Origin of the sequence: Nonomuraea sp. NPDC049624 (assembly GCF_040675255.1) — a bacterium.
In the GTDB taxonomy this organism is placed as follows: domain Bacteria; phylum Actinomycetota; class Actinomycetes; order Streptosporangiales; family Streptosporangiaceae; genus Nonomuraea.
This window is the reverse complement of record NZ_JBFAOR010000003.1, coordinates 345862-372059: the sequence shown is the minus strand read 5'-3', so window position 1 is coordinate 372059 and position 26198 is coordinate 345862. Positions and strand designations below refer to the sequence as shown.

The 26198-nt window shown below is 74.6% G+C and carries 20 protein-coding genes and 1 pseudogene; 8 read left to right on the top strand and 13 right to left on the bottom strand.

Annotated features, from left to right (window positions below; genetic code table 11):
• Positions 1-17: 17 nt before the first annotated feature.
• Complete coding sequence (locus AB0J76_RS13245) at positions 18-704, bottom strand: hypothetical protein (protein WP_352327116.1); 687 nt, start codon at positions 702-704, stop codon at positions 18-20.
• 246 nt (positions 705-950) lie between these two features.
• Here AB0J76_RS13245 and AB0J76_RS13240 point away from each other — a divergent pair, with 246 nt between their 5' ends.
• Genes AB0J76_RS13240 through AB0J76_RS13225 form a run of 4 tightly spaced genes read left to right on the top strand, consistent with a single transcriptional unit; the run spans position 951 to position 10009 of the window.
• The gene (locus tag AB0J76_RS13240) at positions 951-4604 is read left to right on the top strand and encodes an amino acid adenylation domain-containing protein (RefSeq protein ID WP_364389498.1); all 3654 of its coding nucleotides are present in this window, start codon (positions 951-953) and stop codon (positions 4602-4604) included.
• Positions 4597-8334: an alpha/beta fold hydrolase gene (locus AB0J76_RS13235; RefSeq protein WP_364389496.1), complete on the top strand. Its 3738-nt coding sequence runs from the start codon at positions 4597-4599 to the stop codon at positions 8332-8334. Before AB0J76_RS13240 ends, AB0J76_RS13235 begins: the two co-directional genes overlap by 8 nt.
• The gene (locus tag AB0J76_RS13230) at positions 8331-9773 is read left to right on the top strand and encodes an amino acid adenylation domain-containing protein (RefSeq protein ID WP_352324689.1); all 1443 of its coding nucleotides are present in this window, start codon (positions 8331-8333) and stop codon (positions 9771-9773) included. Before AB0J76_RS13235 ends, AB0J76_RS13230 begins: the two co-directional genes overlap by 4 nt.
• On the top strand, positions 9770-10009 hold the full coding sequence (locus AB0J76_RS13225) for a phosphopantetheine-binding protein (protein ID WP_352324691.1): 240 nt from the start codon (positions 9770-9772) through the stop codon (positions 10007-10009). Before AB0J76_RS13230 ends, AB0J76_RS13225 begins: the two co-directional genes overlap by 4 nt.
• 82 nt (positions 10010-10091) lie before the next feature.
• Here AB0J76_RS13225 and AB0J76_RS13220 read toward each other — a convergent pair whose 3' ends face one another.
• The 8 genes from AB0J76_RS13220 to AB0J76_RS13185 form a co-directional block, all read right to left on the bottom strand.
• Positions 10092-10754 carry a hypothetical protein gene (locus tag AB0J76_RS13220; protein ID WP_352324692.1) on the bottom strand — a complete coding sequence of 221 codons (663 nt, stop codon included), beginning with the start codon at positions 10752-10754 and terminating at the stop codon, positions 10092-10094.
• 25 nt (positions 10755-10779) lie between these two features.
• The gene (locus AB0J76_RS13215) at positions 10780-11550 is read right to left on the bottom strand and encodes a BTAD domain-containing putative transcriptional regulator (RefSeq protein WP_352324693.1); all 771 of its coding nucleotides are present in this window, start codon (positions 11548-11550) and stop codon (positions 10780-10782) included.
• A gap of 44 nt (positions 11551-11594) precedes the next feature.
• Positions 11595-14669 (bottom strand): amino acid adenylation domain-containing protein, encoded by a 3075-nt coding sequence (locus AB0J76_RS13210; protein WP_352324694.1) that lies wholly within the window; start codon positions 14667-14669, stop codon positions 11595-11597.
• Between the two features lie 17 nt (positions 14670-14686).
• The gene (locus AB0J76_RS13205) at positions 14687-15355 is read right to left on the bottom strand and encodes a hypothetical protein (RefSeq protein WP_352324696.1); all 669 of its coding nucleotides are present in this window, start codon (positions 15353-15355) and stop codon (positions 14687-14689) included.
• Between the two features lie 106 nt (positions 15356-15461).
• Entirely contained in the window at positions 15462-15710 is a 249-nt protein-coding gene (locus AB0J76_RS13200; RefSeq protein ID WP_352324697.1) for an Lrp/AsnC ligand binding domain-containing protein, read from the bottom strand.
• Positions 15711-15744: 34 nt separating this feature from the next.
• The gene (locus AB0J76_RS13195) at positions 15745-16380 is read right to left on the bottom strand and encodes a hypothetical protein (protein WP_352324698.1); all 636 of its coding nucleotides are present in this window, start codon (positions 16378-16380) and stop codon (positions 15745-15747) included.
• On the bottom strand, positions 16377-17150 hold the full coding sequence (locus AB0J76_RS13190) for a HisA/HisF-related TIM barrel protein (RefSeq protein ID WP_352324699.1): 774 nt from the start codon (positions 17148-17150) through the stop codon (positions 16377-16379). Before AB0J76_RS13190 ends, AB0J76_RS13195 begins: the two co-directional genes overlap by 4 nt.
• Positions 17151-17163: 13 nt before the next feature.
• Positions 17164-18183, bottom strand: a complete 1020-nt coding sequence (locus AB0J76_RS13185; protein ID WP_352324700.1) for a zinc-dependent alcohol dehydrogenase family protein — start codon at positions 18181-18183, stop codon at positions 17164-17166.
• A gap of 11 nt (positions 18184-18194) precedes the next feature.
• Between AB0J76_RS13185 and AB0J76_RS13180 the strand changes: the two are divergent.
• Positions 18195-18278, top strand: a pseudogene (locus AB0J76_RS13180) (pentapeptide repeat-containing protein); the annotation flags it as partial.
• 15 nt (positions 18279-18293) lie between these two features.
• Here the strand turns inward: AB0J76_RS13180 and AB0J76_RS13175 are convergent.
• Positions 18294-19544 carry an FAD-dependent oxidoreductase gene (locus AB0J76_RS13175; protein ID WP_352324701.1) on the bottom strand — a complete coding sequence of 417 codons (1251 nt, stop codon included), beginning with the start codon at positions 19542-19544 and terminating at the stop codon, positions 18294-18296.
• 194 nt (positions 19545-19738) lie between these two features.
• On the opposite strand from AB0J76_RS13175, the gene AB0J76_RS13170 reads away from it, so the two are divergent.
• The gene (locus AB0J76_RS13170) at positions 19739-20593 is read left to right on the top strand and encodes a universal stress protein (RefSeq protein WP_352324702.1); all 855 of its coding nucleotides are present in this window, start codon (positions 19739-19741) and stop codon (positions 20591-20593) included.
• A 97-nt stretch (positions 20594-20690) separates the two neighbouring features.
• Here AB0J76_RS13170 and AB0J76_RS13165 read toward each other — a convergent pair whose 3' ends face one another.
• From AB0J76_RS13165 to AB0J76_RS13155, 3 genes are read right to left on the bottom strand one after another with little or no spacing between them, the layout of a single operon-like run.
• Complete coding sequence (locus AB0J76_RS13165; RefSeq protein ID WP_352324703.1) at positions 20691-21086, bottom strand: carboxymuconolactone decarboxylase family protein; 396 nt, start codon at positions 21084-21086, stop codon at positions 20691-20693.
• 33 nt (positions 21087-21119) lie between these two features.
• Positions 21120-21947: a tryptophan 2,3-dioxygenase family protein gene (locus tag AB0J76_RS13160; RefSeq protein ID WP_352324704.1), complete on the bottom strand. Its 828-nt coding sequence runs from the start codon at positions 21945-21947 to the stop codon at positions 21120-21122.
• Positions 21941-23266 (bottom strand): aminotransferase class I/II-fold pyridoxal phosphate-dependent enzyme, encoded by a 1326-nt coding sequence (locus tag AB0J76_RS13155; RefSeq protein ID WP_352324706.1) that lies wholly within the window; start codon positions 23264-23266, stop codon positions 21941-21943. Before AB0J76_RS13155 ends, AB0J76_RS13160 begins: the two co-directional genes overlap by 7 nt.
• A 227-nt stretch (positions 23267-23493) precedes the next feature.
• Here AB0J76_RS13155 and AB0J76_RS13150 point away from each other — a divergent pair, with 227 nt between their 5' ends.
• Both AB0J76_RS13150 and AB0J76_RS13145 read left to right on the top strand, forming a co-directional pair.
• Entirely contained in the window at positions 23494-24936 is a 1443-nt protein-coding gene (locus AB0J76_RS13150; protein WP_352324707.1) for an amidase family protein, read from the top strand.
• Positions 24933-26150: an amidohydrolase family protein gene (locus AB0J76_RS13145; protein ID WP_352324708.1), complete on the top strand. Its 1218-nt coding sequence runs from the start codon at positions 24933-24935 to the stop codon at positions 26148-26150. Before AB0J76_RS13150 ends, AB0J76_RS13145 begins: the two co-directional genes overlap by 4 nt.
• Positions 26151-26198 lie beyond the last annotated feature (48 nt).

Below are 26198 nucleotides of genomic sequence, written 5' to 3'. Positions count from 1 at the left end.
AGAAGGGATCGCCGGGATCAGGGCCGGGGCTCGCGCGGGTCGGCGGCCGCGGCGGCCCAGTACTGGCCGATGCTCTCCTCCATCAGGCGGGCGGCGAACACGGCGTCGTCCGCGCTCTGCCCGCGCCGCAGGCCGTGCTCGGCCACCGCCAGCGCCTGACGTTCGAGCTCGTCGGACTGCCCGCCGCCGTAGTAGACGACGAACTCCTCCGGCACGTCGAGGCCGGTCTTGGGCAGGCGGGCGAGCATCTCGTCGCTGTCGGGGAAGTAGCGGACCATGTCCCAGTACAGGGCGAGCGCGGCGTCGGCCTGGGTGCCGAGGAAGCCGATCCAGCCCCACGTCCCGGCCACCTGGTAGGCGGCGGGGTCGGCCGGCCAGCGGTGCAGGCGTTCCTCGTCGAGGTCCAGGGCGGCCATCACCTTGGCCAGCTTGGGCCGGGCACGGTGGATCAGGCCGAGCATGCCGTCGAAGAACTCGACCGCGAGCGGGTGCGGGTCGCGGGCGATCATCGTGGCGAACGCCGTGATCTCGGCGGGGTGGCACTTGTGGGTCACGCCCACGAGCTGCCTGACGTGGTCCATCGTGAGCGTCCCGGCGTCCATGCGGTCGAGGAACCGGTTGGGCACGGGGTCGTCGTCCCGCAGCTGCCGCAGCCGCCGTACGGCCTGGCCGGCCAGCGGGGTCGGCTCGAAGTCGGTGTACATGGTTCTCCCCTCGTCGATGGGACGTGCGTCCGCCTCCCTCCTGCCAACCCGTCCTGACGTGCGGCTGATCGTGCTGTGACAGGGCTCTGACGTTCGCGGCGGTCGCCGTGTGCCTCCCTGGAGGGCGGGGTAGGGGCGGCGCCCGGCCCGCGGAATCCCCGCGAGCAGCGATCGGACGAACAAGCCGGCACGATCACGCGAGCAGACGCTCACGCGACCACCTGACCAGTCGAACGGGAGCTCCCAGTGACACGACGACCGCAGGAAGGGATCGAGGCGTTCCTGGCAGAAGTGGGCGGCGACGCCTCTCCGGAACTGCATGAGACGACCGTGGAACGGCCGGTCCCCGTTCCGCCGGACGCGGCGCGGGAGCCGGCGGTCCGCCTCGTGGCGGGCCTCGCCGCCCTGCTGTCCCTGTACGGCGCGGACGGCGGCGTGCGGCTCGCCCTGCACCTCCCCGGCGACGGCCCGCCCCGGACGGTCGAGGTGCGGGTCGGGGTGGACGTCCCGTTCTCCCGGCTGTGCCGGGAGGTGTCGGAGTGCCCCGCGCTCTCCCCGCCGCCGGCCACCCTCACGGTACGGACGACCGGCCCCGGGGGGAACGCGCCGGGCCCGCTGCACGTGCGCCTGGCCCTGGAGGAGGGACGGCCACGGGCATGGCTGGGCGTGTCCGGCCCCCGCCCGGCCACGGAACGCGTCGGACAGCTGACCGGCTACCTGGGCGCCCTGCTGGACACGGTGGCCCGAGCGCCGGACCGGCGGCTGGGCGACCTCGACCTCGTCACCCGCCCGGCTCCGGCCCCGGCGGGGCCGGCGGCGTCCGGCGCGACCGTCCACGGTCTCGTCCGGGCACAGGCCGAGGCGCAGCCGGAAGCCGTGGCGGTCGTCGGGGACGGCGAGCGCGTCACGTACGGCGAGCTGTGGCGACGGGCCACCCGGATCGCGGGCGGCCTGGCCGCGACGGGGGTCCGGCCGGGAGACCCCGTCGCGCTCAGGCTGCCGCGCGCCCCCGCCACCGTGGAGGCCATCCTCGGCACGCTCCTGGCGGGCGCCTGGTACGTCCCGATCGATCCCCGCCATCCCGGATCCCGGGCCTCGTTCATCCTCCAGGACAGCCGTAGCCGGCTCCTGGTCGAGGAGACCCCGTCCGGGGAGGACAGCGCCGTCACGCTCGACGACCTCCGAGCGGCGGCCGGGGACGCCCCGCTTGCGGAGCTTCCGGGATCATCACCCGCCTACTGCCTGTACACCTCGGGCACGACGGGGCAGCCGAAGGGCGTCCTGGTCACCCACGCCAACGTGGTGTCCCGGATCTCGGGCCCGCACTTCCCCTTCGACTTCTCGCCGCACGACGTGTGGGCGCAGTTCCACTCCTGCGCCTTCGACATGTCGGTCTGGGAGATCTTCTGCTGCCTGGCCACCGGCGGCCGGCTGGTCGTCATGCCGGACGGGGACGTCCAGAACCCGTGGGCGCTGCGCGAGACGCTGCTGCGCGAGCGCGTCACGATCCTCAATCAGACGCCGTCGGCCTTCGCCCGGCTGGTCGCCGTGGACGACGCCGACCCCAAGCCGCTGCCGGACCTGAGGTACGTGCTGTTCGGCGGCGAGCGGCTGGACCCGTCCCGGTTACGCGACTGGCGCCGCCGCCATCAGGGCGCCCGGCTGGTCAACCTGTACGGGATCACCGAGGCCACCGTCCACGCCACGGTCCACGAGGTGACCGCCGAGGACTGCGAACGGGACGTCAGCCCCATCGGCCGCCCCCTCCCGCACACCAGTGTGCGCCTGGTGGACCCGCGTACGGGACGGCGGCTCGTCCCGGAGGGCGCGACCGGCGAGATGTGGCTCGGCGGAGCGGGCGTCGCCGCGGGGTACCTGCGCCGGCCTGAGCTCGACCGGGAACGGTTCGTGCGGGACGCGTTCGGCGCGGACGTGCTCCTGCGGACCGGTGACCTGGCCCGCCTCGGCCCCGACGGCGGCCTGCTCTACCTGCGCCGCGTGGACGACCAGTTCCAGTGGCACGGCTACCGGATCGAACCGGGCGAGATCGCCGCCCGGCTCCGCGAGCACCCCGGCGTCGGCGACGCGGCCGTGCTGCTGGAGGGCGGCTCCGAGGGCAGGATCGTGGCCTACCTGGTGCTCTCGGGCGCGCCGCCGACGCCCGACGAGCTGGGCGGCCACCTGGCCGAACGGCTGCCGCCGTACATGATCCCGCACGCCTACGCCACCGTGCCCGGCCTGCCGGTGACCGTCAACGGCAAGCTCGACGTCGAGGCGCTCGCCGAGAACGCCGCCGACCTGCGCAAGGCGGACGCGGACGAGGCGCCGGCCTCGGCCACCCAGCGGCAGATCCACCTGGCCGACCGCCTGCTCCCCGGCTCCTACCAGGAAACCGTCGCCTGGCGGGTGGCCGGGCGGCTGGACGACGGCGCGCTGCGCCGGGCCGCGGCCGAGCTGACCGGGCGGCACGAGATCCTCCGCACCCGCTTCCGCTCCGGCGAGCACGGGCTGCGCCAGCTCGTCGGCGACCCCTGGCAGCCGGACGTGGACGTGCGGGAGATCCGGGCGCGGGAGGTGTCCGAGGACCACGTCGCGCGGTGGGCGGCCGGGGCTCCCGCCCTGGACCCCGCCGCGGGACGGTTGCTGCACCTGGCCGTCCTGCGCCCCGCCGACGGGGACGACGTGCTGGTGCTGCGCCAGCACCACCTGGTCACCGACGGCGGCTCGGTGCGCGTCCTCATGCGCGACCTCGGCCGCTGCTACGCGGCCGCGCAGGCGGGCGGCGCACCGCCGCCGTGGGAGGGGCCGCAGTTCCGCGACGTCGCGGCGGCCGAACTCGCGCGGGACGACGAGACCGCGCTGGCCCGTGCCGGACGGCGTCTGGCCGGCGCTCCGAGCACGATCCTGCGGCCGGCCGCGCATCCCGGCGAGGAGCCCGTCACGGTTCCGTTGCCGCCGGTGCGGGGTGCGGAGCTGCGCGCCGCCGGGCGGCGGCTGCGGGCCACCCCGTTCACGGTGGTGGCCGGCGCCGTGGCCGCCGCTCTGCACCGCTGGACCGGACGCGACGACGTCACCTTCGGCGTGCCCGCCGAGAACCGGGCCGATCCCGCGCTCGCCCAGGCCGTCGGGCCGTGCGTCAACCTGGTGGTCCTGCGTTCCCGCACCGGGCCGGCCGGCACCCCGGACGAGCTGGTCGCCGTCCTGCGCGACCAGATCGCCGAAGCCGTCGACGACCAGCACGTGCCCTACGAGCGGGTCGTGGCCAGGCTGCGTCCGGCCCGGCGGCTGGACGCGGCGCCGTTCTGCGAGGTCCTGCTCGCCTTCGAGACCGGCGACGACGGCGAGCCGGCCGAGCTGGGCGGGCGCCCGTTGACCAGGATGCGTTTCCCGGAGACCCGGCCGCACGCCGCCCACCCCGTCATGATCACGGTCTGGACGGCCGCGGACGGCGGCCTGGACGGAACGATCACCTGCCGGGGCGGCCTGCTGGACGAAGGCGACGCGGCCCGCCTCGCGCGGCTCGTCGCCGCGGCCCTGGACGACCTCGCCCGGGGCCGGACCACCCCGCTGAGACCCGGCGACCCGCCGGCGGCCGCTCCGCCACGGGCGGACGCGGGAGGCGCCGGCCGCCCCGGCGGGCCGGCGGCGGCGCTGGAGGAGCACGTCCTGGGCGTGTGGCGCGAGGTGTTGCGCCGGCCGCGGATCGGCCTGGACGACAACTTCTTCGAGGCCGGCGGCGACTCCGGCCTGCTCACCCGCGTGCAGGTGCGGCTGGAGGACGAGCTCGGCGCCGAGGTGCCCGTGACGGTGTTCTTCGCCTGCCCGACCGTGCGTTCCCTCGCCGCCCGTCTGGCCGCGGACGGCGTGACGGCGGCCGTCGGAGGAGGCGGGCATGCCTGACCTGATCGCCATCGTGGGCATGGCCTGCCGCTTCCCCGGCGCGGCGGACGTGCGGCGGTTCTGGCACAACCTGCGCACCGGCGCCGACACGATCGAGCGCCGCCCGAATCCGCGCGGCGGCGCGGACCCGTCCGGCGAGGGGTTCGTCGCGGCGTACGGCGTCATGCCGGGGGCGGCCCTGTTCGACTGGCGCTACTTCGGCTACAGCCGGGCCGAGGCCGCGTTCATCGATCCGCAGCAGCGGGTGTTCCTGGAGACGGCCTCGCTCGCGCTCGACGACGCCGCCCTCGACCCGGCCCGCTTCGACGGCGCGATCGGCGTCTTCGGCGGCTGCGACCCTCCCCTGGTCAAGGACGGCGCTCCGGAGACCGCCTGGGACAAGGACATGCTGGCCACCCGGGTCGCCTACAAGCTCGGCCTGCGCGGACCCGCGATCACCGTGCAGTCGGCGTGCTCGACCTCGCTGCTGGCGGTGCACCTGGCGTGCCGCAGCCTGCGCGACGGCGAGTGCGACGTGGCGCTGGCCGGGGGCGTGCGCATCGGCGTCCATCCGGAGGGCGGCTACCGGCATGTCGAGGGCGACGTGCTCTCGCCCGACGGCTACTGCCGGCCCTTCGACGCCGGGGCCCGCGGCACCGTGCCCGCCGACGGCGTGGGCGTCGTGGTGCTGAGGCGGCTGGAGGACGCCCTGCGCGAGCGGCACGAGATCGTCGCGGTCGTCCGCGGGTCGGCGGCCAACAACGACGGCGCCCGCAAGGTGGGCTTCACCGCTCCGTCCGTGCAGGGGCAGCGGGACGTGACGGCGCGCGCCCTCGACGCGGCGGGCGTCGATCCGGCCGAGGTGTCCTACGTCGAGGCGCACGGCACCGGGACCCGGCTCGGCGACCCCGTCGAGGTGGCGGCCCTGACCCAGGCGTTCGGCGCGCACACCGGGCGGGCCGGGTTCTGCGGCCTCGGCTCGGTCAAGGGCAACATCGGGCACGCGGGCGCGGCGAGCGGCGTCGCGGGCCTCATCAAGACCGCGCTGATGCTCCGGCACGAGGAGATCGTCCCGAGCGCGCACTTCGAGCGCCCCAACCCGGACCTGGGCCTGGACGGCGGCCCCTTCCGCGTCGCGACGGAGCGGCGGCCGTGGCCCGGCCCCGCGCTGGCCGGGGTGAGCTCGCTCGGCATGGGCGGGACCAACGTCCACGTCGTGCTCGCCTCGCCCCCGGCGCGGACGGCGGGCACACCCCGTCCCGGGCCGCGGGTGCTGTGCCTGTCGGCGCACAGCGCGCCCGCCCTGTCCGCCTACCGCAAGGACCTCGCCGACCGGCTCGGCGCCCCGGACGCCCCCTCGATGCCGGACGCCGCCCGCACGCTGAGCCTCGGCCGCCGCGAACTGCCCCTGCGACGGGCGGTGGTGGCCGAGACGCCGGAGGCGGCCGTCCGCGAGCTGGCCAGGGAGATCACACCGCTGCGGGCGCGGGACGCCGGGCGGGTCGCGCTGCTGTTCCCCGGCCAGGGCGGTCCGCGGGCCGGCGGCGCCGCCGAGGCGCTGCGCGCCTGCCTGCCCGCCGTGCGGGAGGCCGACGCACGCGCCCGGACCGTCCTCGCGAACCGGCTCGGGCTCGACCCGGACGTCCTGGGCCGGGACGGCGGCGACGACACGCTCGTCCAGCAGGTGAACCTGTTCGTGCTCGGCTACGGGATCGCGCGCCAGCTCATGGACTGGGGCCTGCGGCCGGTCGCCGCGCTGGGCTCCAGCCTGGGCGAGTACACCGCGGTGGCCGCCGCCGGGCTGTGGACGTTCGAGGACGCCCTGGTCCTGGTGGCGGAGCGCGCGACCGCGATGCGCGCCTGCCCGCCCGGCCGGATGCTGGCCGTCGATCTGCCGCTCGACCGGGTGGCGGAGGCGGTGCCCGGGTTCGGGCGGGACACCAGCCTGTCGGTGGCGGTCGAGGACGTCGGTCGTACGATCCTGGCCGGCCCGCGCGAACGCGTCGAGCGGCTGCGCGCGGAGCTGGCGGCGGCCGGAGTGGCCCACGCGCCGCTGCGTACGGGCCACGCCTTCCATTCCCCGTCCATGCGCGCGGCCGCCGACGCGCTGTCGCGGGCCGTCGCCAGGACCCCCGTGCGGGGCGGCCTCGATTTCACCGTGCTGTCCGGCCTCACCGGCGAGCCCCTGGACGCCGGGACCGCGGCCGATCCCGGCTACTGGGTGGCGCAGCTGTGCGGCACCGTCCGGATGCGCGCCTGCGTGGGCGACCTGCTGAACGGTCCGGCCGAACTGTTCGCCGAACTGGGCGCGGGAACCGCGACGACGGCCTCCCTGCGGCGCCATCCGTTCTGGAACGCGGATCTCGCGGCCGTCGCCCTCCCCGGCCGCCACGGCACGGACCGGATCGGCGTGCTCGACGCGCTGGGCTCCCTGTGGGCCCACGGCGCCCCCGTGAACTGGGCCGACGTGGACAATCCCGACCAGGACGCCCCCACCCGGGACGACCCCGCCGCCTGGCGGCGCCGGGCGCTCCCGGCCCCGCCGTTCGACCCGGTCACGCCGGACGACGCCACCCCGCTCCCGCCGCCCGCGACCTCCCCCGACCGGCCGGACGCCGCCCGCACGTCCTTGGAGGACCTGTGGCGGGACGCGCTCGGCGTGGACGCGGTCTCCCCCGAGGACGACTTCTACCGGCTGGGCGGCGAGTCCCTGGGGCTGGTCCGGCTGGCCGCCGCCGCGCGGGAGCGGCTGGGGGCCGAGATCCCGGTCGGCGTCCTCGCCGAACGCCCCACCTTCGGCCACCTGCTCGACCTCGCCGGACGCCCCACCTTCGGGCAGCTGATCGACCTCGCCGACCGGCCGTCCGCCGCCGACCAGCCGGACGCCGGCGACGGGCCGGACGCCGAGGACGGGCCGGACGCCGAGCCCACGCTCCTCGCCCGGGGCCCGTCGCCCGACCCGATCTTCCTGGTGCCGCCCGCGTCGGGCAGCTCGCTCGCCTACCGGCCGCTGGCCGGCGCCCTGACCGGCCGGACCTGCCACGCCTTCGACACCCCCGGGCTCGTCCCCGGGACCCGCCACCCCGGCACGGTCGAGGCCCTGGCCGCCGGCCACGTACGACAGCTCCGGCGGGTACGGCCGGACGGGCGGCCCGTCGTCCTGCTCGGGTGGTCGATGGGGGCGGTCGTGGCCCACGAGATGGCCCGGCAGCTGACCCGGGACGGTGACCAGGTCGCCCTCCTGATCTGCGTGGACGGGCATCCGCCACCAGGGCCGGGCATCCCCGTGGGCGCCCATCCCCGCCATCTGGCCGACGCGCTGAGCCACCTGCGCCACCTGCGCCGTGCCCGCCGTAGCCCCGGCGCAGCCGCCACCGGGACCGCCACCAGAGCCGCCACCGGAGCCGCCACCGAGGCCGCCACCGAGGCCGGGCGGCGCATCGCCGGGCTCGTCGAGGCGTCCGGCGACGGGTTCGACCTCGCGGGGGTCTACCGCCGCAACCTGCGCGCACTCCTCCTCCACCGCCCCCGCCCGGTGCCCTGCCCGGCGGTCGTCCTGCGGGCCGGCGCCTCGCCGCGCCGCTGCCGGTGGCTGGAACGGTGGCTCTCGTCCCTGTACCCGGCCGGCGTGCGGGTGCGGCCGATCCCCGGCGACCACTGGAGCGTGCTGACCGACGAGGGGGCCGCCGCGATCGCCCACGCCGTGCAGGACGTCCTGCCCCCGACCACGCGAGAGGTGAGCTGCCCATGAACGTGACCGTGCCCGACATGGTGTCGCGGATCGCCGCCGTCCATCCCGGCCACGTCGCGATCGAGGACGACCGCGGCGGCCTCACGTACGGCGAGCTGCTACGGCGCGCCGTCAGCGGCGCCGCGGCCCTGGACCGGGCGGGCCCGCCGGGCGCGCCGGTCTGCGTGCGCCTGCCGCGGGGGCGCGACTTCGTGGTCGCCGCGCTGGCGGCCATGTTGTCCGGCCGCCCGTACGCGCCCATCGACGCGGCGCTCCCCCGACGGCGGCAACGGGCCCTGCTGGACCAGATGGGGCCGGGCACGATCCTGGTGTCCGGCCGCTGCGGCCGCACGCCCGGCGAGCTCGACCGGGGCGGGACGGAGTTCCGGCGGACCCGGGCCCGGGCCGCGTACATCGTGCACACCTCGGGGACCACCGGGACGCCCAAGGGGGTCCTGGTCGGCCACGAGAGCCTGGCCAACCTGGTCGCCTGGCACCACCGCACCTACCGGACCGGCCCGCGCACCCGTCAGCTGCACACCGCCGGCCTGGGGTTCGACGCGGCCGTCTGGGAGATCTGGCCCTGTCTGTGCGCCGGGGGCACGCTCGTGGTCGCTCCCGACGAGGTGCGGGTCTCGCCCGTGGAGCTGGTCGAGTTCGGCCGCGAGCGGGCGATCGACATCCTGTTCGCGCCCACCCCGCTCGCCGAGATGATCGTCGAGCTGGACGCCGACGACGACATCCCCTGGCGCACGATGCTCACCGGCGGTGACGCGCTGCGCCTGCGCCGGCTCCCCCGGGGCTGGGACCTGGTCAACCACTACGGGCCCGCCGAGGCGACCGTCTGCGCCACCTGGCACCCCATCGGGCGGGTGCCGGACTCGGGCCTGCCGCCCATCGGCCGGCCGATCGACGGCGCCCGCGTCGTCCTGGTGGACCCGCGGGGGCGGCCCGTGCCTGCCGGGAGCACCGGGGAGATCCACATCGGCGGCACGGTGCTCGCGCTCGGCTACCATCGCAGGCCCGAGGAGACCGCCCGCCGCTTCGTCACCCTGCCCGGCCTTCCCGGCCGCTGGTACCGGACGGGCGACCTGGCCGCCGCGAACGCCCGCGGCGAGCTGGAGTTCCAGGGACGGATGGACGACGGCCAGCTCCAGGTGCGCGGCGTACGCGTCGAGGCAGCCGAGATCGAGGCCGCGCTGCTGCGCCATCCGCGCGTCCGCCAGGCGGCCGTCGCCACCGTCGGCGACACGCGTGCCCTCGGGGCCCTCGTCGTGGTGTCCGGGCCGTGCCCCACCGTGGGGGAACTGCGGCGTTTCATGTCGGCGGACCTGCCGGAGAGTGCCATCCCCACCCGGGTCGTGCCCGGCCCGAGGATCCCGTTGACGCCCAACGGCAAGATCGACCGGCCCGGCGTGCGGCGCCGGCTGGCACAGGAGCAGAACAGGAGCGGGCGATGACCATCCCCCTGACCGGCATGGTGGAGATCTGGCGTGAGGTCCTCATGGTGGACGACGTCGGCCCCCGATCCGACTTCTTCGACCTCGGCGGCCACTCGCTGGCGGCCACCCGCATCGTCCAGCGGGTCGAGGAGGTGTGCGGCGTCCGGCTTCCGGTGTCCGCCGTCCAGGACCATCCGACGCCCGAGGCCCTGACCGCCCTCGTCGCCGGCCCGCCGGACACGGGCCGGGGATAGGAATGCGGGCGGGCAGGGCCTGGTCCCCGGGTCTCGCCGGCTGGGCTGTCCGGTGGCCTGATCCCCGGGGGCCGCCGGAGCGTCAGCCGGCCGACACCGCTCGCCAGAAGTACCCCATGACGTCGCGCATCACGTCGCTGAGGCGCAGCGCCTCGTCCGGGTCGTCGCCGGCGTCGAGCCCGGCCTGGATGAAGGCGACGGCCGACGCGCTCAGCCCCTCCGGCTCGCCGCCGTAGAAGGCCACCGCCTCCTCGGGCGCGCCGCTGCCGGGGCTGCGCAACCAGGCGCCCAGCTCGTCGGAGGTGTCGAAGTACGAGCGGACGTCCACCAGCGAGGCGGCGCCCAGGCCGGCCCGGTTCGCGTTGAGCGCGAGCCAGCTCAGGTAGGAGCCGTAGGCGTAGGCGGTGAATCCCTCCGCCCGGCCGTCGTCTCCGGTGCGCGGTTCTATGGGCAGGACGCGCGCGCAGTCCAGAAGTTTCGTCCGGGCGCGCGACGCCATTTCCTGCAGACGCAGGCAGTACACGTCCTCCGGCTGGCCGGCGAACCTGGACGCGGCCAGCGCGTAGGCGGCGAGTTCGGTGCGGTTCAGCCGCACCTCGAATTCCAGCAGCCGCCGCAGATCCGCCGGCGTGAACCGGTCCTCCCGCAATTTCGCGACGATCGGATTGTCGATCGGGTTTTCCGCCGTCCGCCGGCCGATCTCCTGCACTAGGGAGACGGCGTCGAGCCTGCGGTCGGTCTTCATATCGGTTTCTCCTTGTCTCGTCCGGCTATTTGGTGGATCGATTGAGAATGGCCAGCATTTGCCTTTCCAACGCGGGCGAGGGGGACAGCCCGATCTCTTTCGCGAAGGACACGCGGGCGAGCTGGTAGATCCCGAGCGCGTCGGCGGGACGGCCCGCGCGATGCAGCGCGACCATCAGCTGCGAATAGAGCCGTTCTTCGAGGGGGTTCTGCAGCACCAGCGCCTCGAGCTGGGGGATGATCTCGACGTGCCGGCCCAGGTCGAGGTTGATCTCCATGAGGCTGGCGGTGGTCAGCATCCGCCGGCTCTCCAGGAGCTGCGCGGCCTGGTCCCTGATCGGGCCGTGCGGCACGTCCTGCAGCGCCGGGCCGCGCCACAGCGCCAGCGCCTCGCGGAGGAGGGCGACGGCCCTGTCCGGGTCGGCCGACTTCACCGTGTTCGCCGCGGCGTCGAGCTCTTCGAAGCGCACGGCGTCGATCGCCTCGGCTGGAACCTGGAGACAATATCCGGGATAGCGGGTCTGCAGGGATATCGGCAGGCCGTGGCGTTCCCGCCAGCGCGTGATGGACATCCGCAGCCGGGACGCGTGCGCGTGGAGCGCGTTCGCCGCCTGCCTGGGCGGGTCGTCCCGCCACAACTCGGCGACCAGGTCCTCGACCGGGACGACGTCGCCGTGCCGGAGCAGCAGCACGGCGAACAGCGAGCGTTTTTTCGGGCCGGCAATCTGAATCCGGTCTTCATCGACCCTGACTTCCAATGGGCCCAGAATGTCAAATGAGATCATCATCGCCCGCATCGATTGTGCCGCGCCGCCACGCAGGTATTCCTGTAAATATTAACTTACCCACGTGAACCGCGCGGAGAATGTGTTTCCCGGGGTGCTGTTGTGCTCTGATTCAGGTAGCCGGTTTCGCGCAGCCAGCCGATATAGAGGTCGAGCAGTGCGGCGTCCACGGGCGGGCAGGCGGCCGGCACGTCCGGGGCCGCCTCGGCCAGGTTCACGAGATCCGGCTCGGGCAGGGCGCCGGTGAGCTGCCGGGCCGCCACCGAGCCGTCGGGGGCCTCCTCGCCGGTGACCAGCGTGAGGTACCCGGCCAGCGGCGCGGCCGGGTCGGCGGCGCACAGACGTTCCATCTCCCGCACCCAGTCCTGCCGGGAGATGACCCGGACGGGGTAGCCGTGCCGGCGCAGCCGCTCGACCAGCAGCGGCAGGGCGGCGGGGCGCGGGTTCGCCAGATGGTAGACCCGGCCGCGCGCGGGCGTCCCGGTCAGCAGCGCCACGACGGCCTGCGCCACGTAGTCCACGGGGACGAAGTCCAGCCGGAGCGGCACGTCCGGCGCGAGCCCGGTCTCGGCGATGGCCTTGATCACGGCGGCCATCATGGTGCCGGTGTTCCACACGCCCCGGTCCCGGCTGCCGGTGATCTCGTACGGCCGGTAGAGGGCGACCGGCAGCCCGCGCCCCGCGGCCTCGGCCAGCAGTGCCTCGGCCACCCATTTGGTCTCCGCGTACCCCTGCCGCAGCCGTTCCGGGCGCGGCAGCGGATCGTCCTCGCGCACGCGCCCGCCGGTGAGCGGCCCGTCCGCGGCGGCGAGCACGTCCACCGTGGACACGTGGTGGAACGGGCGGGCGCGCCCGCCGTGGGCGGCCAGGCGGATGAGCGAGCGCACGCCGCCGACGTTGGCGTCCTGGAGCCGGGCGTAGGGATAGACGAAGTTCACCCTGGCGGCGGCGTGCAGGACGGCGTCCGTGCGGCCGGCGAGCCCGTCGAACTCCGCCGCCGTGAGCCCCAGGCCGGGCCGGGCGAGGTCGCCGGGCACCGCGGTCACCCTCGTGCCGAGGTCCGCCGTGGGCAGGCCGTACCCGCGCAGGGCCGCGCCGATCCTGCGGAGCCCGTCCTCGGCGTCCGCCGCCCGTACGAGGCACGACAGGCGCAGGTCCGTGGCGTCGAGCAGCCGCCGGACCAGGAAGGCGCCCAGGAAGCCGGTCGCGCCGGTGACCAGGATCTCGCGAGGGGGCGCCGGGTCGGCCGGGCCGAAGCGGAGGCCGGGGTCGAGCCGGGCCTCCCGGGCGAAGTCCACGGCCGGTTCGCCTCCGCCGCCGTCGTCGGCCCCCCTGCGCAGGGCGGCGATGCGCGTGGCGAAGCCCTCCAGCGACGTCGAGTCCAGCAGCGCGCGGACCAGCGCGGGGCCGGGGAGGCCGCCCATGCCGGGACGGGCGCGCAGCGCGGTGACGATCTGGACGGCCTGCAACGACGTGCCGCCGAGCTCGTAGAAGTCGTCGGCGCGGGATTCCACCGGCGTGCCGAGGACGGCCGCCCACACCTCGGCCGCGCACCGCTCGTCCTCGCCACGCGGCGGGTCGGCGGGACCGGCCGGCGGGTCGCCGGCTTCGGCCAGGGCGCGCGTGTCGACCTTGCCGCTGCTGTTCAGCGGCAGCTCGTCGGCGACCGCCACCCGGCCGGGGACCATGAACGCGGGCAACCGGTCCCGCAGGAACGCCCGCACCCGCAGCGCGAAGGACCGCCGGTCCCCCTCGCGCCGCGGCACCGCCCACGCCACCAGCGCCCGGTCCCCCCGCCCGGACTCCTGGACGGTCACGGCGGCCTCGCGCACCTCCGGATGGGCCGCCAGCTCCGACTCGACCTCGCCGATCTCCACCCGGTGGCCGCTGACCTTGACCTGCCGGTCCAGCCGGCCCAGGAACTCCAGCACGCCGTCCGGCCGCCAGACCGCCCGGTCGCCGGTCCGGTACATGCGCGCGTCCCCGCCGAGGAACGGGTCGGGCAGGAAACGTTCGGCCGTGCGCTCCTCGTCGCCCACGTAGCCGAGCGCCACGCCGTCGCCGCCGACGTACAGCTCCCCCTCCTCCTCGGGCTCGCACGGGCTGCCGTCCTCGCGCAGCACGTAGCAGGTGGAGTTGGCGATCGGCCGTCCGATGGGCACGCGTTCGGCGTCCGGCGGCAGTTCGGTCACCTCGTGGGCGGTGGAGAACGTGCCGTTCTCCGTGGGACCGTAGCCGTTGACCAGGTGCTCGGGCGGCCCGGCGGCCAGGACGCCGCGCACGCAGTCGGGGTTCAGCACGTCCCCGCCCGCCACCAGGTAGCGCAGCGAGGAGAACATGCCGGGGTCGGCGAAGCCGAGCTGGTGGAACAGGCCCGCGCTGAGCCACAGCACGGTCGCGCCGCGCTCGCGCAGCTCGCGGGCCAGGTCCGGCGGCGACAACAGCGCCTCGGGCTCGGGCACGACCAGGTGGGAGCCGTTCAGGTGCGCCCCGAAGATCTCGAAGCAGGACACGTCGAACGTCGGGTTCGTGGTGGCCAGGACGACGTCGTCGGGGCCGAACGCGGCGCAGTCGGTCCCCGTCGCCAGCCGGACGGGCCCGCGATGCGGTTCGGCGACCGCTTTCGGCACGCCGGTGGACCCGGAGGTGAAGATGACGTAGGCCGGATCGGTCGCCGAGGCCACCTTCGGCGGCAGCGGCCCGGCCTCGGGCACCGGCCCGTCCAGCAGCAGCACGTGCCGCGCGTCCGGCAACGGACGCCGGTGGGCGCGCGTCACGACGTGCTCGACGCCCAGCCGCCGGGTCAGCTCGCGCAGCCGGGCCACCGGGTCCTCGGGGTCGAGCGGGACGTACGCGCCGCCCGCCTTGAGCACGGCCCAGATCCCCACGACGGCCTCGGCCGACCGTTCCACGAGCAGGGCCACGGGCGTCCCCGCCCGCACGCCCTGCCGCCGCAGCACCCTGGCCAGCGCGTCCGCGCGGCCGGCCAGCTCCCGGTAGGTCAGCGTCCGGCCGCCGCCGGTCAGCGCGGGCGCGTCCGGGGTCCGGGCGGCCTGGGCGTCGAACAGCTCGGGCAGCACGGCGTCGCGCGGGTAGGGGCGGGCGGTGTCGTTCCATTCCTTCAGGCTCATGCGGGGTCCTCTCCAGCTCAGCCGGTGTGCGCGGCTGCCTTCCAGAAGCTGCCGATGTGCTCCTCCAGCTGCCGGGCGCGGGTGATCGCGGTGGCCTTGTCCTCGCCGTTGCGCAGGCCGTGCTCGACGACCTCCAGCGCCCGCCGTTCCAGCTCGTCGGACTGGCCGCCCTCGTAGTAGTCGACGAACTCCTGCGGCACGTCCAGCCCCTGCTTGCGGACCGCTTCGAGCAGGGCCTGGCAGCCGGGGAAGTAGACCGTCATGTCCGTGTGGAGGGCCAGCGCGTTGTCGGCCTGGCCGCCGTGCAGCGCCAGCCACGAGACCCAGCCGTTGAACGCCTGCGCGTCGGGCCCGGACGGCCACCGCCCCGCCGCGGCCGGGTCCATGCCCAGAGGGCGGACGCAGGCCAGCAGCTTGGGGTGCGCGTCGTACACCAGGCGGGCGACGTCCAGGTAGAGGCCGACGACCGGGCTGTCGGAGAAGCGGGCGATCACGGTGCCGTACGCGGCCAGCTCGGCGATGTGGCACTGCAGCTCGATCCCGACGAGCCGGCGCAGGTGCTCCAGGGTGAGCCCGCCGACCTCGGCCAGGTCCAGCAGGCGGTTGCCGACCGGAGAGCGGTCGCGCAGCCGTCGGAGCTCGGTGACGGCGGAGGTGGCCAGGGTGAGCTCTGTGGTGGCGGTCATGGTGAAACCTTTCTCTTGTGCGGACATGTCTGCGTTCCCCGAGGTCGTGACAAGGGCCTGACGCGGAGCTGACATCCGGCTGCCGCGCGTCCCCGGCCGCGCGTCCCTAGCCGAGCAGCGTGCGGACGATCAGCTCGGCGGCGAGGGCCTGCGCGCCGGCCTGGCGCAGGCGGGCCATCGTCCCCCGGAGCTGCGCGCCGTCCTCGCAGGCCACCCGCACGGTCAGGTCGAAGTCACCGACGACCACGTGCGCGTGCACCACGCCGCTCATCTCGCGCAACCTTCGCTCGTAGTCGCGCGTCGTCACGCCGGGGGCCAGGCGGACGTGCACGTCGGCCCGGACCGGGGCGGTCATGCCGGGCTCCTGCCGTGGCGTCCGGGCCGGCCCCTCACGTGCGGGCCGCCGCCGTCCAGAGCAGGGCCATGTACCTGTCGCACAGCCGGGCCGCGCGCAGGGCCTCGCCGGGGTCGTCGCCCCGGGCCAGGCCGTCGTCCACGACCGCCGCGGCGTCCTCGGTCAGCAGGGGGTCGGGGCTGTTGCCGTAGTAGGCCGTGAACTCCCCGGGCACCGTCACGCCGTGCTCGTCCAGCAGCCGCACCAGCTCGACGGCGCCGCCGTAGTAGACGCCGTCCGGGGCCGAGTACAGCGACAGTGCCATGGCCGCCTGGCTGCCGTGCAGGGCCAGCCAGGAGACGTACCCGCAGAAGGCGTGCGCGGCCAGGTCGTCGCCGAGGTCCGGCGGCTCGCCCAGCCGCTCGGCCACGACGGCGAGCGCGGCACGCGCCTCGTCCACCAGCCCGGCCACCTTGAGCAGGAAACCGGCGGCCGGCGGGTGCGGGAACTGGGTGAGCAGCTCGCCGTAGGCCACGAGCTCGGCATGGTGGTAGGCGCGCTCGATCGCGACGAGGCGGCGCAGGTGGCCGACGGTGACCCGGCCGTCGGCGGCCAGGGCGAGCAGCGGGTTGGGCGGCGGCGACTGCGCCCGGGCCCGCGCCAGCTCCTTGATCAGCGTCTCGGCGGTCATTCCGCGGCGCCTTCCACGGGGTTTCTGAGGCCGCCCTTGTCGAGGAACTCGTGCGCCTGGGTCATCGTGGCCTGGCCGCTGTGGAAGAGGTTGTTGACCAGGGCGTGCCGGGCGCCGCCCGTCGTGAGCCCCTCGTACAGGTGCTCGACGGCGCCGGCGCCGCCCGAGGCGATGACGGGGACGCCCACCGCCGAGGCGATGGCCGGCGTCATCTCCAGGTCGTAGCCGTTGCCGGTGCCCTCCTGGTCGAGGCTGTTGGCCAGCAGGCGGCCGGCGCCCAGGTCGGCCAGCATCTTCGCCCAGACGACGGCGTCCAGGTCGGTCTCCTGCTCGCCGCCGCGGATGGCGACGTTCCAGCGGCCGTCGCCGGCGCGGGCGACGTTCATGACGCCCACCACGCGGCCGGATCCGTGCCGCTGCACGAGCGTGTGCAGGACCGAGGGGTGCTCCACCGAGGTGGTGCTCAGGCCGACCGCCGCCGCGCCCGCCGTCAGCAGGGCCTCGGCCGCCTCGATCGAGGGCATGTAGCCGTTGTCCACGGTGACCCAGAACGTGCCGCCCGTCCCGCTCAGCGCCTGGATCAGGGGCAGGAACGTCTCGTGCTCGGTCCATGGCTCCTGCACGTCCACGAAGATCGGCCCGGCGCCGTCGCGCAGGTAGACCGAGGCGATCTCGACGGCGTCGGCGGGGTCGGCCAGGCCGGGGATGCCCGAGGGGGGCGTTGCCCTGCCGCCGGCCACGTCGATGCACGGGATGATGAGGTCGTTCATGATGTCCTTTCCGTCATTCGGGTTGGGGGTTGCCGGCCGGCCCCGGGGCGGGGACGTCCGGTCGTCGTTCGGTGAGCAGCACCTTTCCCGCGCCGCCGGTCCGGGCGGTGTGCCGCACCGCCGCCCTGACCTCGGGCAGCGCGTACCGGCCGGCCACGTCCACGCCGGGCCAGCCGTCGGCGACGTCCGCGACCACCTCCTCGGTGAGGCGGGCACGGTCGTGCGGCTCCAGCGCGGCGAGCCGTTCGGGCAGCCAGAACCCGCGCACGGTGAGGGAGGAGAAGATGACCTGGCGGGACGGCAGCGGGATCGGCTCGCCGGACAGCGCCCCGAACACGACGAGCCGGCCACCGGGACGCAGGCAGTCCAGCAGGCCGCGGCCCACCTGGCCGCCGACCGAGTCGATCGCGGCGGCCGCCCCGCCCGACGTGACGGCCAGCACCCGGTCCACCCACGGGCCGGCGGAGACGTCGATCACCGCGTCCGCCCCCAGCAGGCGCAGCTGCGTCACCTGTTCCGGCCGCCTGACCAGGTGCAGGCACCGGATCCGGCGTCTGGCCGCGTAGGCCAGGACCATCCGGCAGACGGCTGACGCGCCCGCCGACAGCAGCAGCCACCCGCCGGGCGGCACGTCGAGCTGGTCCACCAGCAGGCGCGCCGCGAAGGGGTTCACCGTGAGCTGGCAGGCGACCTCGTCGGGCATGGCGTCCGGGACCGGGATCAGCTCGGCGGGTGCGGCGCTGACGTAGTCCTGCCAGGTGCCGGTGGCGGCTACGGCGACCCGCGCGCCCTCGCGGTACGTGCCCGCCCGGTCGGCCCGCTCCACCACGCCCACGCCCTCGAAGCCCGCCGGTGCGCGGAACGTCGCCTCGCGTCCGTACTCTCCTCGCACGTACATCAGGTCGGAGGGGTTGATCGGCCGGGTGGTCATCCGTACGAGCAGGTCGTCCGGCCCTTTGACGGGGACGGGCACGTCGTCCACGGACAGGACGGCGGCGGGGTCACCGTGATGGTGGAACCGCACGGCGCGCATGACATACCTCCTTGCCTCTGTCGGATTTGTCCCGGTCGGATCTGTCCCGGTCGGATCTGTCCCGGTCGGATCTGTCCCGGTCGGATCTGTCCCGGTCGGATCTGTCCCGGTCAGGCGGACAGGAGCTCCGCCAGGCGCGGCGAGCGCGGCGCGAGCCTGCGGGCGACGGCGACCGCCGACCGCACGGCCGACTCCTGGCTGGAGACCCACGTGGTGTACTGGCCGGCGAGGTACAGCCCACCCCGTCCCTGCAGCGCGTCGAGGCGGCGCTGGGCCCGGACGGCCGCGGGCGTGATGAGCAGATGCCGGTAGTCCTCCCGCAGGACCACCTGCCTCGGCAGGCGGTCGCGGTGGGTGAGCTGGCTCTTGAAGACCTCGACGCCCCTGGACGGGCCGAACCAGTCGGTGCTCTCGCTCCAGCCGTCGTGCACCTCGAAGGCGCTGGTCGACCAGTGGGCGCGGCTCTCCGGCAGGTACGCGGGATCCAGGTGCAGCGCGTACGTCGTGTCCACCGGCTCGAAGCAGGCCAGGACGTCGCGGACCTCCTGGGTGCCCGCCAGCGGCCCGAGCAGCCGCACCGCCTCCCACGGCGGCACCGCGAGGACCAGCTCGTCCACGACGTGCCGCTCGCCGGCGGTGTCGAGGAGCTCGTAGCGCCCGTCCTCGCGGCGGACCTGCCGCACCCCGGCCGCGGTCCTGATCCTGGCGGCGGGGGCGCGCGCGGCCAGGGCCCAGGCCGTGCTCTCCAGCCCCGGGAGGAGCTGCTGCCATCTCGGCTCGCCCGCGGTGTTGACGTAGAAGGCGACGGCGGCGCGGGCCGAGAGGGCCATGGCCTGGTCGAGGCTGCAGCAGAACAGGAAGGCCGGGCGGGCGTACAACACGTCCCGCTTGATCTCCTGGCTCACCGGCAGGGGCTCGACCAGGTCGGCCAGCGGTCGTTCCCAGCTGACGTCCTCCTTGTCCCATTCGGTGGCCCGCTGGAGGAAGGCCCCGACCGCCTGCCAGGCCGCCCCCAGCCGCTCGTCCCGGGGCCAGGACGGCTCCGGGGTGTGCGGACTGACCAGCAGCGGCTCCCGCCGTCCCGCCTTCAGGACGGTGAGCGAGGCCGGCAGGTCCACGAACTGCTCGTCGCCGTACCCCAGCAGCTCCAGCAGCCTGCGATGCGTGGGGAACAGGTCCGGCGAGATGTCCTGGGCGCCTAGGTCGAGTGTCGCCTCGCCGCCGTCGGCGCGGACGCGGACCGACCGCATCGTGCCGCCGACGCGGTCGCGGGATTCGAGCACCACGGTCTCGCAACTGTCGGCCAGGAGCCAGGCGAGGGTGAGCCCCGACAGACCGGCTCCGACGATTCCGACGCGCATGTCATTTCACCTTGAGAAAGCTAGAGGGGACCTGCTCCGGTAGCGCGCCATTACCCGTCGCCCTGGAGATCGCACGGCGACTTCCGGGGAAATCGCCGGGCGTACGGCGGATGTCAGCGCGAATTCAGGGCCCTGTCAGGAATGCGTGGCAGCGAATTGTCCGGCAATGCTGGCGCGACGAAGGAGGAATTCCCATGAACGGGCCGTCGAACAGAGCCCCCGTGGTGGTCGGCGCCGACGTGTCCGCGCCTTCGTCGGTCGCCCTGGAATGGGCGGCGGAGGACTCGATCCGCCGGAAAAGGCCGTTGCGGATCGTGCATGCCATGGATTTGGCCGGATATTTCGCGGGACCTCCGGCGGCCAAGGCGTTCGCCGCTCCGATGATCGTCGAATCGGCGTACGAGATCGCCGTGGGGGTCGCCGCCGACGCGCTGGCCCGGGTCCGCGGCGGGGGGCGGCACCCGGCGGTGACGGCGCACGTCGCGCCCGGTGCGCCGGCGGCCGTCCTGCGCGACGCGGGGCGGGACGCCGTCGAGATCGTGATCGGCCACCGTCCCCGCAACGAGGTGATCGACCTGCTGTTCGGCTCGGTCGCCCTTGCGCTGGCCGCCAGGGCCGACGCGCCGGTGGTCGTGGCCAAGCGCGCGACGGCACGTCCGTACGACGACGTCGTGGTGTTCCTGGAGCCCGGGCCCGCGCCGGACGCCCTCCTCGGCTACGCCTTCCGGACCGCGTCCGCGCACGGCGTCCGGCTGCGCGTCCTGCGCGCCGGCTCGGCCACCGGACCTTCGCTGGGCAGGTGGCGGCGGCTGCATCCGGAGGTCCGGGTGCACGAGCAGCGCTGCGACGGGGACGCCCGCTCCGCCCTCCTGGCGGCCTCGGTCGCGGCCCGCCTGCTCGTGGTGGAGGCCCGGCGTCCGATGGGGGTTCTGGCGTGGCGGCGGCCGTGGGGGCTGGCCCGGCTGATCCGGCGCTCGGCGTGTCCGGTGGCGATCGTCCCCGCCCCGTCGGACTCTGGGCGGCCCGGGCCGTCGCCGGCGGCGCCCTGAGCGGCCGTCCGCACCGCGGCGGCCGGCGTCACGGCGCGGATGGGACGTGCGTTCACCCGCGTGTGGTGCCGTTCCGTGTGCCGGGGTGCCGGTCGGGTCAGTCCTGGTCCGCCCGCTCCGCCACGATGGCCTTGAGCTGTTCCACCGCGGTGATGACCCGGGGGAAGCCCGCGTAGGGCAGGCACTGGATGAACGTCTCGGCGATGTCGGAGACCGGGACGCCGACGTTCAGCGCGGAGTTGATGTTGGCCTGCATCGGCGCGCCGCCGATGCCCATCGCGGCCAGGGCGGCGAGCCGGACGAACTGCCGTTCGCGCAGCGACAACACGGATCTGCCGTAGATGTCGGCGAAGGCGAACTCGACCAGGAACCGTCCGAGATCGGGGGCGATGGTGGCGAACTCGTCGAGCATGCGTCCGCCGTCGGCAGGGTCGATCTCGTTCATCAGCTCCAGACCGCGCTGGTGGCGCGGGTCCTGAGGTCGGTCGCTCATGGCGGGCTCCTGGGCGCGTGAGTGTGGTGCCGGTCAGGGGTCGATGATGGTGCGGGCGGCGTAGATCTCGGGGAAGAGCGGCCGGTCGACCAGGGAGGCCAGGTACGGCACGCCGCGGGAGCCGCCGGTTCCCGGCTTGTCGCCGATGACGCGCCGCACGGTGCGCATGTGGCGGAACCGCCACATCTGATGCCGCTCCTCCAGCTCCACCAGGCGTTCGGCCATCTCGTACTCGGCGGCGTAGGCCCGCTGGTCCTCGTAGACGCGGCGGAGCACGGCGACGATTTCCTGGTCGGGCTCCTCGTGACAGCTGTGGGTCCGGCCGAGGTGGCGGGCGGGGACAGGATGCCCTGCCCGGTGCAGGAACCGGATGAACTCGTCGTACACCGTCGGCTGCGCGATCGCCGCGCGCAGCGCGTCCTGCCGGACGGACCCGTCGTATTCCTCGACCAGTTCGGGGCGCTTGTCGCCGAGCCGGTACTCCAGCATCCGGAGCTGAACGGACTGGAAACCGGTGGCGCCCCCGAGCACCGGGCGAAACTCGGCGAAACGGTCAGGTTTCAGGGTGGCGATGACCGACCATTGCTCGATGAGCTGCCGCTGGATCACGAAGATCCGGTCGAGGGAGCGGAACGCCGACCGGAGCCGGTCGTGCCGGAGTTCCCGGATCGCGTCGTCGAGCTCGTGCAGGATCAGCTTCACCCACAGCTCGGTCGTCTGGTGCTGAACGATGAACAGCAGCTCGTCGTGGTGCGGCGGCTCCGAGATCGGGCGCTGGGCGCCGAGCAGCCGGTCCAGGCAGAGGTAGTTCTCGTAGGTCAGGCCGGCGGGCGCGGTGGCGCTCCGGCGACGTCTCAGCATGACCGCTCCCAGTTCATCCCGGCCTCCGCCAGCCGGTGCAGCGCGGTCTCGACGCTGCTCATCGGCGGGCCGAGGAACATCCGCACGTAGGGGACGGCCATGGCCTGTCCCTCCTCGGGCGCCGCCTGCGGGGTCATGGTGCCGGCGCCCAGCAGCACCCCGGCGCGGCGCAGGCAGTCGCGGCGGAACCGGGTGACGCCGTCGCGCGCGTCCGCCGCGTACGACGGCGGCACCCGGAACAGGAAGTAGCTGGTGCAGTTTCCCGGGCAGAGCGCTTCGGCGGGACAGCCGAGCTCCTGCCGGAGGAAGCCGGCCGCCCACGTCCGCTTGTCGGCGCATCCTTGCCGGAACGCCCGCAGGTACTGCTCGGACTCGCCGCCGTCCAGCCACCTCGCCATGGCGTTCTGCAACGGCACCGCGGCGGTGAAGGAGCGCTGGAGCTGGAAGTCGTTGACGAGCCGGTCCAGGATCGGCGGCGGCGCGACGCTGACCCCGATGCCCCAGCCGTTGCAGTTGAACTGTTTGCCCAGGGAGCGCACGGCCAGCCAGCGGACGGGCCGGTCCCCGGCGCCTGGACGGGCGAGCCGTTCGGCGAGCAGCCGCAGGGCGCTGGTGGGCGCGGTGCCCGGATCGGTGACCCCGTAGTAGGCGTCGTCGATGAGCAGGTTCGCCCGCGCCTCGACGGTCAGGCGCACCATGTCGGCGACGAGGTTCTCGTCCCAGTTGACGCCGGTGGGATTGTGCTGGGCGTTGATGACGACGATGACCCCGCGCGGATCGCCCGCCCGTGCCAGCGCCTCGCGCAGCGCCTCCGGTGCGGGCTGGAAGCCCTGCGAGGGCGCCAGCGGCAGGTAGGTCATCCGGAAACCCAGCCCGGCGAACACGCCCCGGTAGTCCCAGCCGGGCGCGGGGGCGATGACGGTGGGGGACGCGCTGCGCGGCAGGTCCGCCAGGATCAGCCGCCCGTAGTCGAACATGGCGTTCCTGGTCCCCGAGCAGGTGACGGCGACCTCGAAGCCGGCGCCCGCGGTGAAGCCGGCGGGCAGGGCGTGGGTCCGGGCGACGTAACCGCGCAGCAGGCGTTGCAGCGCGGGCAGGCCGTACTGGGAGATGACGTATCCGTGCGCGTACGACGGCAGCCCGCTGCCGAGCAGACGGGCCAGCCCCTCAGGCGCCTCCGACCACGTCTCCCCCAGGCTGAGGTATATCGGGTCGCCGGACGGCGCGCCGGCGTCCAGGTATTCCGCCACCCATTCGGCGTCCTTGAAATGACCGCGCAGCCAGGAATCCTCGGTCACCTCGTCGAGAACGGTTCCCATGTCAACTCCGCCGTCCGGTGATTCCGGTCGGTCGGCACGATTACCCGGCATTTTCCCGCCTTAACAACAGACTTTTCGCGGCTTTTATCACACCGGCCGCAAAAGCCTCCTGAGTGTCCGGCGAACTCGCGTTCCAGTCCTATGAGGGACCCGACATTCCGTCCCGCCGGGAGGTGTTACGTTGGTTCGTGGCCGGCTCGCGCGGCGCCTCCGAAAGGTGAACGCTCATGTGTGACGACGTGGCCGCCTGGAGTTCGAGGGCGGCCGTCAACGCAATCCGGGACAGGCGCATATCCGTTTCCGAATACGCGCGATGTCTGCTCGGGCGATGCGCGGAGGAGTCGCTCGGCGCATTCGTCACGTGCGACGAGGGCGCCGTCCTCGACGCCGCCGCGCAGGCCGACAGGGCGGACCGGCGCGGCCCCCTGCACGGCGTCCTCATCGCGGTCAAGGACAACGTCGACGTCGCCGGCCATCCCACCACCGCAGGAACGCCGGCGCTGCGCGCCCATCGTCCCGGGCGGGACGCCGAGATCTGGCGGCGGCTGCGCGCCGCCGGCGCACTGGCGCTCGGCAAGACCAACATGCACGAGCTGGCCGTCGGCATCACCGGCAACAATCCCGGCTTCGGCCCCGTCCGCAACCCGTGGGCCGCCGATCGCTTCGCCGGAGGCAGCAGCAGCGGCAGCGCCGCCGCCGTGGCCGCCTTCCTGGCTCCGGCCGGTCTCGGCACCGACACCGGCGGTTCCGTGCGGATCCCGGCGGCCCTGTGCGCCGTGTTCGGCTACCGTCCGTCCGCCGGCCGGTATCCGCAGCGCGGCCTGCTCCTGCTCTCCCGCACCAGGGACACCGCCGGCTTCCTGACCCGTACCATGCGCGACATCGTGCTGCTCGACTCCGTCGTGGCCGCGCCCGGCCCCGCCCCCGAACCGGTGCGCTGGGCGGGGCTGCGGCTGGGCGTGCCCCGCCGGCCGTTCTGGGAAGGGCTGGAGCCGTCGCTGGCCGCGGTGGCCGAACGCCGCCTGGAGGAGCTGAGCGCGGCCGGCGCCGTGCTGGTCGAGGCCGCGCTTCCGGCGGGCGCCGGCGCGTCGCTCGCCCGCGACGCCATGACGGTGGCCCTGTACGAGGCGGCCTGGGAGATCCCCTACTACCTGGCCCAGACGTCGCCCGCGCCCACCCTCGACCAGTTGCTCGCCCAGATCGCCTCGCCCGGCGTGCGGGCGGCGATGAACGACGCCCTGGGCCCGGCGCGCGTGCCGGCCGCCGACTACCGGGCGGCGTGCGAGAACCTCTCCCGTCTGGCCGGCGCCCTGTCGGACCACCAGCGCGCCCACCGGCTGTCCGCCCTCGTCTACCCCACCACTCCGCTGCCTGCCCAGCCGTTCGCCTGCGAGGAGTCCGTGGTGATCGACGGCCGGGAACATCCCACCTTCCCCACCTTCATCCGGAACACCGACTGGGCCGGCGTCCTCGGCCTGCCCGCGCTGAGCCTGCCCGCCGGCCTGACCGCCGACGGGCTTCCCGTCGGGCTCGAACTGTGCGCGCCGGCCGGCGCCGACGCCCATCTGCTCCAGATGGGATGCGCCTACGAGGAGATCTGGCCGCCGCCCGCCCTGGAGCCGGCCACCGCCCACCGTCCCGAGCTCCCGCCCAAGGTCCCGGGCCGATGACCGGCCCCGGCGAGCCGCACCTCCTCGTCACCGCCGCGCAGGGCTGGGACGGCCTGCGCGACGACTGTCTTCGCCCCTTCGAGGTGCTCATGCGCGGTGACCTGATCGTCGAGACCGGCACGCGCGTGGAGCGTCCGCGCGGGACCCGCGTCCTGGAGGCGTCCGGGACGGTGCTGCCCGGCCTCATCGACTGTCACGTGCACGTGGCCTCCGGTGACGGCACGGGCGGCCGGCCCGCCTCCCGCCAGGCCCTCGACGCGCTGCCCGCGTTACGGACCCTGCTGTCCCACGGCTTCACCACCGTCCGTGACCTGGGCTGCCCCGCCGCGGACCCGGTGACGGTGGAACTGGCCCGCGCCGTGGACGCCGGCCTGATCGAGGGGCCGCGCATGCTCGTGGCCCCCCACATCATCTCCGCCCGCGGCGGCCACGGCGATCCCCGCTCCACCCTGCAGCCGCCCTACGGAGGCCGCGCGGCGGCGGTCGCGGACGGGGTGGACGAGATCGTCCGCCAGGTCAGGATCGAGCGCCAGCTGGGCGCCCACTGGATCAAGTTCGCCGCGACCGGCGGCTTCGTCAGCCCCGCGGACGCGGCGGACACCGTCGCCTACACCCAGGAGGAGATGACCGCCCTGGTGGCGGCGGCTCGTGACCTGAACCTGCCCACCGCCGCGCACGCGCACTTCGACGAGGGCGTCCGCCGGGCCGTGCGCGCGGGCGTCCGCAGCGTGGAACACGGCACCTTCGCCACCGACGAGACCCTGCGCGTCATGGCGGAACACCGGACGACTCTCGTGCCCACCCGATGGGCCTGCCACGTCTACATCGACCATCTCGACGACGCGCGGTTCTGGGCGGGCCAGCCGGCGGGCGCGAGGGACAAGGTGGCGCCGGTGGCCGACGACATCCTGCGGAACGCACGCCGCCTGCTGTCGGGGCAGGTCCCCGTCGCCTTCGGCACGGACGCGGGTACCGTGCCGTTCGAGGACAGCTGGCGGGAGTTCGTGGTGCTGGTGTCTGAGGGGATGACGCCCCTGGCCGTGCTCCGGGCCGCCACCTCGCAGGCCGCGCGGCTGCTCGGCCGGGCCGACCTGGGTGTCCTGCGGCCCGGTGCGCGCGGGGATCTCGTCGTCGTCGCGGGAGATCCGTTCGCCGACATCGAGACGATCGGTGAGGTCGCCCACGTCGTCCGGGGAGGGCGGGTGCGCACATGAGGATGCCACTGACCGGCGGTGGCGGGTCCTCGCCCCCGTGTCGGACCT